Source organism: Actinoplanes sp. NPDC051470, assembly GCF_040682035.1.
Classification (GTDB): domain Bacteria; phylum Actinomycetota; class Actinomycetes; order Mycobacteriales; family Micromonosporaceae; genus Actinoplanes.
On record NZ_JBFBAA010000027.1, the window covers coordinates 1 to 11,917 of the forward strand.

Sequence of the window (11,917 nt, forward strand, 5' to 3'; positions counted from 1 at the left end):
CACCGACGCCCAGAACCTCACCACCGCCGCACCCTGGACCTCACCCTGGCTACCCCAGAGTTACGGGAAACAGTTCCTGCCAGGGGCTTAGGCCCACACCTCGGCGACCGCGTCGATCACCTCGGCCGACTGGGCGTGGCCGGCCTCGGCGGCCGCCGCGCGCCGTTCCGGGCTGAGCGGGTTGCTGCCGATGGCTTTGAGGGCGGTTGCGCCGGGTTCGACACAGATGCGGCGTACGCCCGGAGCGAGCGCCGCGGTCTGAGCGCCCGGTCGGGTGCTCTTCCGCACCGACAAGGTGGCCGGGGCCAGCACGACCACCCGGTCGTAGCCGGTGGCCAGGTCGACGTTGGCGATCGAGCGGATTCCGCCGTCCACGTACCGGGTGCCGTTCACCGTCATCGGCGGCCACACCAGTGGCACCGCGCAACTGGCCGCGACCGCGTCGATCAGCGAGACACCGCTGGTGTTGTCGAAGACCACCACCTGGCCGGTCTCGGCGGCCACGGCCGGGATCCGCAACCGGGTGGCCGGCCAGGCGTCCGAGGTCACCCGGCCGGCGATCGCGTTCCGCCGCTCCGACTCGGGCACGGTGCGGGCCTTCAGCGCCGCCCGGCCCAGCCAGGCCCGGCCGCGTGCCCCGGGCAGCAGACCCGCGATGGCGAAGCGCAGCACGACACCCTTGCTGATCACGGCGTTGCGGTCGCCGGTGGTGTCGGCCAGCTCCCGGGCGTACAGGTCGTCGAGCCCGGCCCCGGCGGTGATCTGGGCGGCCACCACCGACCCGGCCGACGTGCCGACGAACAGGTCGGCCCCGGACAGGTCGACACCCCGCTCGGCCAGCCCCTGGATCATGCCGATCTCCCAGGCCACACCGGTGACGCCGCCACCGCCGAGAACAACCGCCCGGTTCACCACTGGAGTGCCTGTTCGCCGAGTCGTTCCTTGTACCAGCCGAGAACGGTGTCCACGGTGTCCGGATCGAGCGGGCCCTTCGCCGCCGCGGCGACGCTCGCCGCCAGGTGTTCCCGGCTGCGCGTGCCCGGGATGACCGTGCTGACCGGGTCGAGGGCGAGCAGGAAGCGCAGCGCCCCCTCGGCCACGCCGACCCCCTCGGGCAGCAGCGCCCGGAACTCGCCGGCCAGCGACGCCCGCAGCGCGACGTCGGCCGGCGACCAGCGCGCCCGCACGTCGTCGAAGCGGGAGTCCTCGTCGTACGCGCCGGACAGCCAGCCCGACTCCAGCGGCACCTTGATGATCGAACCCTGCCGGGGCGCGTTGGTCAGGGCGTCCAGCGGCTCCTGGTAGAGCGCGGACAGCCGGACCTCGAGCACTTCCGCCCAGTGCGCCTGCTCGACCTCGCGGCCCTGGTCGACCGACGCGCCGTACGCCCGGATCAGGCCCTTGGTCTTCAGCTCGCGCAGCGCCTCGTGGTGGCCGGCGCTGGTCAGGACCTCGGCCGGCGGGCTGTGCAGGACCACCACGTCGAGGTGCTCGACGCCGAGCCGCCCGGCGCTGCCCCGGACCGACGCCTCGATCGCGGTGGGATCCCAGTCGGTGCTGCCGTCGGGGCGGCGGCCCACCTTCGTGCACAGCACGTAGCGGTCGCGGGGGACGCCGGCCAGCGCCCGGCCCACGTTCAGCTCGCTCTGCCCGCCCGCGTAGACCGGCGCGGTGTCGATGAACGTCACGCCCAGATCGAGGGCGGCCCGCGCGATGCGGGCCGCCTCGTCCGGGTCGGGGCCGCTGGGCCACTCGGCCGAGCGGCCCAGTTGCCACGCTCCCAGGCCGACCGCGCTGACCTCGATCCCGGTGGCGCCCAGTGTGCGCTTCAGCATCATGGTCCACACGGTACGGCCGATCGCATCGAGCTACATCTGCACGGTGTCGCTGAGCGAGCCCACCACCAGGCTGGTGTCCGGCACGACCACCCGGTAGAGGTACCCCGGCTTGATCTTGTTGAGCGTCGACCTGGGGGCCGCCTTGAACGTGCGGTCGGTCTCCCAGGAGGACCCGTCGAGCGAGCGCTGGAGCTTGTTGAGCTGCGTGGCCGCGCCGGTCAGGGTGACCACCAGCGAGGTCTTCTTCGGCGCCAGGGCCACCTCGGAGCCCACCGTGTACGAGTACGTCTCCGACTCGCCGGTCACCGTGCTCTTCGTGGTGGCCGGCACGACCAGGCGGACCTCGTACGGGAAAGTGATCTTGCGGCTCAGGGTGTAGGTGCCGTTGACCTTGGTGGTGCCGCTCTTGCACCTGAACGCGGCGCCCTTGTCGGCCGTGCAGATCTGGATCGAGCGCTTCGACGCCGCGGCGCCGTTGATGGTCACCGTGAACACGGTGCTGACCTTGGTGTTGTAGAGCGCCTGGCCCGAGGTGGCGTCGGAGGAGATCACCGCGCCGGCCGGAGCCGGGGCCGGGGCCGGGGCTGGGGCCGGAGCCGGGGCCGGAGCGCCGCCGACCGCGTTGAGCGCGGCCACCGCGTCGACCCGCCCGTACCCGTAGTCGTTGTCCCGGCCCGCCGCGCCCAGGTCCTTGGCCGTCGACTCCATCGCCAGCTCGACCTGGTCCGGCGTGAGCTGGGGGTTCTTCGCGAGGAGCAGCGCGGCGAGGGCGGAGACGTGCGGGGCGGCCATCGAGGTGCCGCTCTTGTAACCGTACGAGCCACCCGGAACCGTGCTCAGGATGTCGACCCCCGGGGCGGCGACGTCGACGTAGCTGCCCGCGTTCGAGAAGGTGGCGACGACGTCGTTCGAGTCGGTGGCCGCCACGGCGATCGTGCCGGGCGACGCGCCTGGGTACATGACCGGGCTGCCCTGCTGACGCGAGTTGCCGGCCGAGGCGACCACCGTGACACCCTTGGACCGGGCGTACGCCACCGCGTCGCCGTACGACGAGGAGTAGCCGCCGCCGAGCGACATGCTGATCACGTCGGCGCCGTGGTCGGCGGCCCAGACGATGCCCTGGGCGGCCGAGGTCGAGGTGCCGCCGCCGTCGTCCTGAAGCACCTTGACCGGCAGGATCTTCACGTTCGGGGCCACGCCGGCCACACCCACGTTGTTGCCCGCGATCGCCGCGATCGTGCCGGCCACATGGGTGCCGTGCCCGTGCACATCGGTGCCGGGGCCGGTGGCGCCGGTGAACGCGTTGTAACCGGACAGCACCTGGCCGGCCAGGTCGGGGTGGCTGGCGGAGACGCCGGTGTCCAGCACGGCGACGATCACGCCGGCGCCGGTGGAGCTGGCCCAGGCCTCGGTCGCCCTCATCTTCGGCAGCGCCCAGAGCTGGCTCTGGTACGGGTCGTCCAGCGCCCGGACCGGCTTCTCGACCTCGGTCGCCGTGCCGCGCAGCAGCTGCTCGGCGGCGACCCGGCTGGTGGCGGTGGTCGTGGTGAAGACCGGCCGGCCGCTCCTGTCCTTCCAGGTGCGGGTGATGCGTACGGGGCTGGCCTTGCTGACCTTGGCCGGGATCGACTTCGCGACCGCCACCGGCAGCGGGGGCTCCGCGGCCATCGCGGCGCTCGGAGCGACCAGGGCGGCGGCCACGCCGAGCACCCCTAACCCCAGTCCGTAGTGCTTCCGGCCCATGTGAACCTCCCCAGTCGGCGACGGGGTGATAGATCGGCCGAGCCGGCTCTGACTGAAGGTCTCCTTCGGTTCGGGTCCGCTATATCCCGATTCTTGGGAACATCAGGGTTTGACCGTGTTCCTCGACGCGCAAAGGATGAGGTTGATGACGCACGCACGCCGCAAGCAGGCGATCGTCGGAATCGTGGGCCTGGCCGCCCTGGGCGCCGGCGCCTACGTGGCAACCGATCAGCTGGCCGGTGACGACCCCACGGTGACCTCGCTCCCGCCGGCCTCCTCCGCCGCGGCGCCGTCGCCGTCGTCGCCCGGCCCGTCGCCGGTGACCACCACGCCGGCCAACTCGGCCGCGACCGCCCCGTCCTCGCCGTCGATGCCGCCCACGTCGGCGTCGCCCACGGCGAGGACGACCGCCGACCGGGTGAAGGCGGCGCGGGCCAAGCCCGGGGTGAAGATCAAGCGGCCGTTGCCGCAGAGCCCGGCGGACCGGTCGGTCACCGCGGCCGACGTGACCGAGACGCGGGTGGTGAAGGGGCGGCAGAGCCTGCGGGTGCTGTCGGCGAGGAAGAACCTGGCCGGGTACCGGGAGCTGGGCTGGGTGGCCGACGACGGCGAGCCGGTCGGCGCCGCGCGGTGCTCGCAGACCTTCCGGTTCAGCGTGGACATGAAGCCGGCCGAGAAGCCGGCGCTGCTGGTGTGCTGGCGGACGAGCGCGGGGCAGAGCGTCTACACCGTCGCCACCAACGCGGCCGGGCGGCCCTCGAAGCAGGCGAGTGTGGCGGCCATCGAGAAGCAGTGGAAGAACCTGGTCTGACCCTGTTTTCGGATGCGAACCGGCCCGGAGCTTTCGCTCCGGGCCGTTCGTTCATTCGGGTGCTGACCGATCAGGAGTCGGCCACCGATCAGTAGTCGGCCACGGTGAAGGTGGAGCCGCTGGTGACGATCGACTTGTTGTACGGCTTGAGCGGGTCGACGTTGGCACCACCCGGCTGCACGGCGAGCTTGCCGTTGGTCACCCAGGTGACGGTGTAGGCGCCGTCCGGGACCGGGGTGCCTGCCGCGGCCGTACCGTCCACCGCCACGCTGTTGGCGAGGTTGAACGTGGCGAGCACCTGGTTCGGGCCGATGTAGGTGATCGCCGAGGCGTCGGCGATCGGTCCCACCGTCTTGTTGCCGCCGTTGGACGTCGGGTTGTACGAGCCCTGCACCAGGTAGATGTGCGGGTCGTCGGTGTCCGAGCTGGCCGGCGCCGACCAGGCGGCGAACGCGTCACCGATGCCCGAGCCCTCGACGAGGATGTCGGCCGACGCATTGCCGGGCGCGGTGTTCGGCAAGACGTTGAGGTTGTTGGTGAACGCGAACGCGTTCGCCCTCGACACGGTGCCGCCGGAGGTCGTGACGGACAGCGTCTGGTTGGTCGCCGCGGCGTGGGCCGGGGTCGTGGCCGTGAAGGAGAGCTGGTCCGAGGCCACCGAGACCGCCGTCAGCGGCTCGCCGCCGAGGGTGGCGGAGACGCCGGTGGTCGGGAACTTGTAGGTGCCGTCACCCGCGATGGTGACCGAGGTGCCACCGAGCGCCGGGCCGGTGGCCGGCGCGACCACGTTGGCCGCCGCGAGGACCGGCTTGGCCGCGATGGTGTAGATGGCGTTCGCGATCAGCGGGCTGCCGGCGACGACCGGCGTGACACCCGCGGCCGAGGCGACCGTCGTGCCGCTGTAGGCGCAGACGTTGAACTTCAGCGACGAGGTGGCGGCGGGCAGGGCCACACCGACGGGCACCAGGATCGAGATCTGGGTGGTGGACAGCTTCTTCACGGTTCCGGCCGTGGCCCGGACCGTGCCGGCCGTCGCCGTGACGGCGACCGGCGCCGTGAAGGTGGTCGGGCAGGCCGTGCCCACGACGAAGTTGACGGCCGGGACGGTCGTGAAGACCGCGGCCGTCGTCTTGCCGAGCAGGGTGTTGGTGCCACCCGACGGGCCGGTGGTCGCGCTGAGCGTCATGGGCACGGTGGCCGCGAAGGCGGGGGTAGCCGCACCAGCCACGACCACGGCCGTCGCCGCGACCGCGATCCCGGCCTTGAGCAGCCGAGAACCGGTGCTTGTTTCGGACTTACGCATGCGAGGTCCTCCTACGGTTTTACGAACCGTTTGGGCTTGGGTGGGTGGCCCGCGCATGTCGTCTCATGGCTGGGCCCTCTCGCAGGGAGCGTAATGTGAAATTTGCAGGGGTTTGCCAGTAACGAGCAATTTCGATGGATCGGTCGCTACTCCACCTTCACCCCGTCCTTCACCCGACCTTCTCCCTGACCTTCATCCCGTCCTTCACTCCGCCCAGATCGACTTGTACACCGCTGCCGACTCGGGGTTCTTGACGCACTCGTCGTCGTCGCGGAACAGACTGCTCTGTACCCCACCCTCGCCACAGTCGGAGAAGTAGGCCTCATAGGCCAGATGGTCCGCATGCGCCGCGAACCACTCATGCATCCACCTGACGTACTGCGGGTTCTCCTTCCCCGCGTCGCCCGTCGGCACCACGCCCCACTCGCCGACCGAGAACGGCTTGTTGTGCGTACGCGCGAAGTTGTAGAGCCAGGTCAGGCCTTCCGCCTTGGCCGCCGTCCGGTCGAACGCCGCCTTGGTCGGGCTCCACGGGAAGTGGTCGTAGTTGTCGATCCCGACGATGTCGACGTAGTCGTCGCCCGGGTAGCAGTTGGTGCTCACCCCGCCGCACAGCCCGTCGGGTGAGCTGTGCGCGTTGATCGACCAGTCCAGGGTCACGTCCGGGTTGGTGGCCCGGATCGCCGTCGCCGCCCTCCGGTAGCAGCCGACGTACGCCTGCGTGTCCGTCGCCCGCCACGGCATGGTGCGCTCCTGCATCTCCCAGCCCAGCCGCACGATCGAGTCGCCGCGCCCGTGTCGCACCATCAGGTTGCCGAAGTGCCGCCACTGCTCGTCGTAGTCGCCGGCCGCGCACTTCGGCAGCTCGGCCTCGCCGCCGGTCGGCACCAGGCCCTGCGAGATCACCAGGGCGCCCGGGAAGTCGTCGAAGAACTCGAACGTCCACCCCGTGCCGCTGGTCATCGACTCGTAGGTGCTGCGGTCGGTGTAGGTCTGCGCGACCCGGCACGCCCGCCCGCGCGTGGCGCAGAACGCCTTGACGTGCGCGGTGTCGAAGGTGGGATCCCCGTTCACGCCGGACAGGCCGTTCGGTCCAGGCCAATCCCCTCGGGTACGCGGAAGAGCGAGCAACCGCTTCGCGGAGCGCGACTCGGCCGACGAGGGGCTCTTCGCGGCCGAGCTCGCCGCCGCCGGCGTGGGCGCAGGGGCGGGGTCATCCGCAGTGCAACCGACAGCCCCGGCGCCGGCGAGCAGCGTCAGCGTCAGCAGGGCGGCGGCGAGCCGGACGCGTGGCATGCGCGGATCCTCCGTTTCGTCAGAACAGCCTTACCTAAGTAGCGGTAATTGCAGCCTAACCTCACCTGTTAAACCGCGGAAAATAGGCCGCCCGCGTGTCGCGCGAATCGCCGGTGCTTGCATTATCGTGACCCGGGGACGCAATGAAAATGAGGAGGCCCACGCCATGACACAGATGATGGAAATGCCGCGGGTGTCGCAGTGCACCGTCAGCGGCTGTGGTTACAACCACGACGGCTGCACCGCTTTCGCGATCACCATCGGCCGCCGCAACTCGGAGTGCGACACGTATGTCGACTCCGACCTGCAGGGCGGAATCGGCCAGCTCACGGCCCAGGTCGGCGCGTGCAAGCGCTCCGAGTGCGTACACAACAGCAACCTCGAGTGCCAGGCCCCGGCAATCACCGTCGGCAGCGCGACCGACCGCGCCGACTGCCTCACCTTCGAGGCCAGGTAAGCCTCATCTGCAGTTAGGCCCGCCTTCCCTAAGGAAAGGCGGGCCTCATTGTTTCTCGCATTTCCAACCCCTCTCCGAACGCAGTTCCCGTCCCCCTTCTATTCCTGTCCGCTCGCCTCGCGTCCCAAAGATCCACCCCTCCGGCCGAGGCATTCCCGCCCGCCTGTCCCACTCGGGCCCACCCGTGCGGTGACACCTCCCGCCGGCCGCCCCATCCCCGCCGCCTTTGCGGTCGCGACTCCCGCCGAGCCGCCCGCCGTCGTGATCCTCTCGGCCGCTTCCCGCCGGCCGCCCGTTCCCGCCACCTTTGCGGTCGCGACTCCCGCCGGGCCGCCCCCGCCGTGATCCACTTGGCGCTTCCCGCCGCCCCTCGCCCGTGCCGCGTGGCGCTGCCCTCTGGCTGATCCCGTACCGCGAGTTGCCTTGACCCTGACGATGCCTCGGCCTATGTTGTTCTCAGATCAAGAATTACTCGAACTGAGAACAACTGAGGAGCGGGCGAGTGACGGACGAGGAGTTCCTGGAGACGTACGACCCCCGGGCCTACGCGCCGATCGCGGTGACGGTGGACGTGGTCGCGCTGACCATCCGGGACAGCCGGCTGTGCGTCCTGCTGGTCGAGCGGGGCGAGTCGCCCTACGCCGGTTGGCGAGCGTTGCCCGGCGGCTTCGTCCGCGAGGAAACCCTGGACACCGCCGCACTGCGCGAGCTGGCCGAGGAAACCGGCCTCCGCCCCGGCGAGGACACCCTCGAGCAGGTGCACCTGGAGCAACTCCGCACCTACGGCAACCCCGACCGCGACCCGAGAATGCGCGTGGTCTCCGTCGCCTACCTGGCTTTCGCCCCCAGCCTCCCCGACCCCCGCGCCGGCGGCGACGCCTCCAACGCATCCTGGGTGCCGGTGGACGAAACCGGAGAGCTGGCCTTCGACCACGCAACCGTCCTGGCCGACGCCCTCGACCGCGCCCGCTCCAAACTCGAGTACACGCCTCTGGCGACCGCCTTCCTGCCCCCTGCTTTCACGATCAGCGAACTGAGGTCCGTCTACGCCGCGGTCTGGGGCGAAGACCTGCACGCAGGGAACTTCCACCGCAAGGTCCTCTCCGTCCCCGGCTTCGTGGAAAGCACAGGCACCACCGCCTCCCGAGGCGGCGAACGAGGAGGCCCCCGAGCCCGCCTGTACCGAGCCGGCGACGCCCGCCTCCTGCACCCAGCCCTCCTACGCCCCACCCGCGAGGAGACAGTCAGATGACTCCGCGCTCATCACCCACGCTGCGGATCGCAGCTTTCTCGCTCGTGAAAGAGCGGAGGGCTTGCCATGACCTTTGACGAGGCGGTGGAAGTCATCGCAGCGGCGGGCAGCTTCGGTGACCTGGTTGCTCTGGCGCGACCCACCACCGACCCGGCATCAGTCTTCATCGACAGCCGCAACTCGCCGTCTGCGGTCGGGGAGCCCGTCGAGGCGTACCGCATGCTCTCGAAGATCGTGCACCCGGATGTCGCACCCGCGACGGAAAGCGCACGAGCCACCGAGGCCTTCGCAAAGCTGTCGGCCCTGTGGATGGCATTCGTCCCGGGCGCGCTGAGCGGCGACCTGGCGGATCTGGTGCCGCACAACGGCGATCGAGCCCTGCGGAAGGTGCCACGGCTGCCCGGCGACAACGATCTCATGACCGCCGAATCAACCGCCCTCCGAACACTGTGGACGGATGGCGATCCACGCTTCCGCCCGTACGCGCCGCGCCTGATCGAGTCGGTGCGCGACGGCCGCAAGCGGGTGAACGTGCTGCAACGGCTGCACGGCTTCGTGACCCTGGCCGAGGTGCTGCGGCAGCGACCGGACGGCATCGACGCGCGCGACGCGGCGTGGATGTGGCGACGGCTGCTGACCGGCCTCGGCTGGGCGCATCGCGCCGGCGTGGTGCACGGCGCGGTCCTGCCCGAGCACGTGCTGATTCACCCCACTGAGCACGGCGTGGTGTTGGTCGACTGGTGTTACTCGGTGGCGCCCGGCACGCCGCTGACCGCGCTGGTCGCCCAGCACCGCGCCGACTATCCACCCGAAGTGCCGGCGAAGCGGCCGGCCACCCCAGCCACCGACATCTACCTGGCGACCGTCCTGATGCGGCGGCTGATCCGGCGCCCACCCGCGCCGATCGCACGCTTCCTGGACGGCTGCCTCTACGACGCGCCCCGGATGCGTCCCCAGGACGCCTGGGCGTTGCTGGCCGAACTCGACGAAGTGCTCTTCGCCTGCTTCGGCCCAAGGAAGTTCCGGCCATTCACCCTCCTGAAAGGGGCATGAACATGGGCAGTGGACGCTGGTCCACCGACGTGTACGACGCCGCGCAGAACTACCGTGCGGCAACCGGTGCGAGCGCCTTCGCGTACAGCGACGGCGGCGCACGTGACGCACACCCCGCACTCGACCCGAAGGGCGTGACCCACCGGGAGAGCAGGGACAACGACGAACACCCGCACAGCACCCCGATCGCCGTCCTCTTCGACGTCACCGGCTCGATGGGCGGCGTGCCGCGCGTGCTGCAGACGAAGCTGCCGCAGCTGCTCGGCCTGCTGACCCGCAAGTCCTATGCCACCGACCCGCACATTCTCTTCGGCGCGGTCGGCGACGCGAGCTGTGACCGCGTGCCGTTGCAGATCGGCCAGTTCGAGTCGGACAACCGCATGGACGACGACCTGGCGCGCATCGTGCTCGAGGGCGGTGGCGGCGGTCAGAAGATGGAGTCCTACGAACTGGCGATGTACTTCATGGCCCGCCACACCTCCCTGGATTCGATGCTGCACCGCGGCCGCCGCGGCTACCTGTTCCTGATCGGGGACGAGATGCCCTACCCGGCGGTGAAGCCGAAGGAGGTCCGCGCCCGGATCGGCGACAAACTGACCGAGCCGATCCGCACCGAGGCAATGCTGGCCGAGCTGCAGCAGAAGTTCGACGTCTACTACCTGCTGCCCACCGCCGCCGGTTGGGGTGGCGACCGCGAGGTCCTCACCCGGTGGCGCGACCTGCTCGGGCAGAACGTGATCGAGATCGACGACCTCGACGCCGTGTGCGAGACGATCGCGCTCACGGTCGGCATGGGCGAGGACGCCATCGATCTGGACGCCGGCCTGGCCGACCTGATCGAGTACGGCTCGACCGCCACCACCACGGTCGGCAAAGCGTTGGCGCCGCTACGGAAGCAGCTGCCGACCTCGGCCGGGAACATCCGGCTGTGACATCGCTTCGCCGCCAGGCTGGTGCCGAGCATGTCGCCGTCGTGGATCTGGGCTACGGCGACGCCGGCAAGGGGACGGTGGTGGACGCTCTGTGCGCCACCACCGCCCGCCGCGCGGTCCTGCGCTTCAACGGGGGAGCGCAGGCCGCGCACAACGTGATCACCGCATCGGGCCGGCACCACACCTTCGCCCAGTTCGGGGCGGGCACCCTGCAGGGCGTGCCCACGCACCTCACGCGCTTCATGGTCGTCGACCCTCTCGCCCTGTCCGCCGAAGCGTCCGCCCTGGGCAATCCCTACGACCTGCTCACCGTGGACGAGGACGCGTTGCTCGCCACGCCGTGGCACCGCGCCGCCAATCAGCTGCGTGAGCAGCGACGTGGCGAAGGCCGCCACGGCTCCTGCGGGATGGGCGTCGGCCAAACCGTGGAGTACGCGCTCAAGAATCCCGCCGCCCCTCGGGTCGGTGACGTGCGTTCGCCATCTCGGCTGCGCGCCCGACTGGCCCAGGTCCGGTCCGTGCTCACCGAGCAGTACGGCCCGCTCCCGGCCCCGCCCCTCCCCGCAGTGGTGGACGCGTTCCTCGCCTTCGGTCGCGCAGTGTCGATCGTGGACTCCTCGTACGTCACGACGCTCCTCAACGAGGGCCCATGCATCTTCGAGGGCGCCCAAGGCGTGCTCCTCGACGAGTGGCGCGGCTGGCACCCCTACACCACCTGGTCGACGACCACCTTCGACAATGTCGCGTCCCTCTGCGACTCGTTCGTCCGTCTCGGCGTGGTCCGGACCTACACCACCCGGCACGGCGCCGGTCCCTTGGTGACCGAGGCCGACGACCTGACCCTGCCCGAGCCCCACAATGCCCGGGGTGACTGGCAGGGCGCCTTCCGGACGGGCCACTTCGACGCCGTGGCGCATCGCTACGCGGCAGAGGTGGCCGGCGGACTGGACGGCATCGCTGTCACCCACCTCGACCGGGTCACGCCGGCCCTGAAGATGTGCACCTCCTACAGCCTCGACGAGAGGCCGTGGCAGCGCATAGTTCCCGGCCCTGCCCGGGACCTCGGATACCAGTCCGCCCTCACGTCGCTGCTCGACCGCGCGCGCCCCGGCGACATGCACGCCCCCGAGAACTGGGCGGCGGAGATCGGCGAAACCCTCAAGGCCCCCGTGCTGGTCGAGTCTCATGGCCCGGCCACCAATGACAAGAAGGTGCGTGGGTTGTGAGCCATA

The 11,917-nt window shown here is 70.5% G+C and carries 11 protein-coding genes; 6 read left to right on the plus strand and 5 right to left on the minus strand.

The genetic code is table 11. From position 1 onward, the window contains the following. Positions 1-87 precede the first annotated feature (87 nt). From AB0M54_RS35330 to AB0M54_RS35340, 3 genes are read right to left on the minus strand one after another with little or no spacing between them, the layout of a single operon-like run. Entirely contained in the window at positions 88-912 is an 825-nt protein-coding gene (locus tag AB0M54_RS35330; RefSeq protein WP_364328552.1) for a patatin-like phospholipase family protein, read from the minus strand. Continuing rightward, positions 909-1,838: an aldo/keto reductase gene (locus AB0M54_RS35335; RefSeq protein WP_364328549.1), complete on the minus strand. Its 930-nt coding sequence runs from the start codon at positions 1,836-1,838 to the stop codon at positions 909-911. Before AB0M54_RS35335 ends, AB0M54_RS35330 begins: the two co-directional genes overlap by 4 nt. Positions 1,839-1,868: 30 nt before the next feature. Continuing rightward, on the minus strand, positions 1,869-3,581 hold the full coding sequence (locus AB0M54_RS35340; protein ID WP_364476158.1) for a S8 family peptidase: 1,713 nt from the start codon (positions 3,579-3,581) through the stop codon (positions 1,869-1,871). A gap of 145 nt (positions 3,582-3,726) precedes the next feature. Here AB0M54_RS35340 and AB0M54_RS35345 point away from each other — a divergent pair, with 145 nt between their 5' ends. Further along, a complete protein-coding gene (locus AB0M54_RS35345) occupies positions 3,727-4,392 on the plus strand; it encodes a hypothetical protein (RefSeq protein WP_364476160.1) in 666 nt (221 codons plus the stop codon). Between the two features lie 88 nt (positions 4,393-4,480). Here AB0M54_RS35345 and AB0M54_RS35350 read toward each other — a convergent pair whose 3' ends face one another. Then, on the minus strand, positions 4,481-5,695 hold the full coding sequence (locus AB0M54_RS35350; protein ID WP_364328541.1) for an IPT/TIG domain-containing protein: 1,215 nt from the start codon (positions 5,693-5,695) through the stop codon (positions 4,481-4,483). Positions 5,696-5,899: 204 nt separating this feature from the next. Further along, positions 5,900-6,991 (minus strand): glycosyl hydrolase, encoded by a 1,092-nt coding sequence (locus tag AB0M54_RS35355; RefSeq protein WP_364476161.1) that lies wholly within the window; start codon positions 6,989-6,991, stop codon positions 5,900-5,902. A 166-nt stretch (positions 6,992-7,157) separates the two neighbouring features. Here AB0M54_RS35355 and AB0M54_RS35360 point away from each other — a divergent pair, with 166 nt between their 5' ends. The 5 genes from AB0M54_RS35360 (at position 7,158) to AB0M54_RS35380 (ending at position 11,911) form a co-directional block, all read left to right on the plus strand. Continuing rightward, on the plus strand, positions 7,158-7,448 hold the full coding sequence (locus AB0M54_RS35360) for a DUF1540 domain-containing protein (protein ID WP_364328537.1): 291 nt from the start codon (positions 7,158-7,160) through the stop codon (positions 7,446-7,448). A 502-nt stretch (positions 7,449-7,950) separates the two neighbouring features. Beyond that, positions 7,951-8,700, plus strand: coding sequence for an NUDIX domain-containing protein (locus tag AB0M54_RS35365; RefSeq protein WP_364328535.1), 750 nt, complete (start codon positions 7,951-7,953; stop codon positions 8,698-8,700). Positions 8,701-8,766: 66 nt separating this feature from the next. Then, positions 8,767-9,753, plus strand: a complete 987-nt coding sequence (locus AB0M54_RS35370; protein ID WP_364476163.1) for a molecular chaperone DnaJ — start codon at positions 8,767-8,769, stop codon at positions 9,751-9,753. A gap of 2 nt (positions 9,754-9,755) precedes the next feature. Continuing rightward, positions 9,756-10,685, plus strand: coding sequence for a hypothetical protein (locus tag AB0M54_RS35375; protein WP_364328529.1), 930 nt, complete (start codon positions 9,756-9,758; stop codon positions 10,683-10,685). Further along, positions 10,682-11,911, plus strand: coding sequence for an adenylosuccinate synthetase (locus tag AB0M54_RS35380; protein ID WP_364328527.1), 1,230 nt, complete (start codon positions 10,682-10,684; stop codon positions 11,909-11,911). Before AB0M54_RS35375 ends, AB0M54_RS35380 begins: the two co-directional genes overlap by 4 nt. The last annotated feature ends 6 nt before the right edge of the window (positions 11,912-11,917 follow it).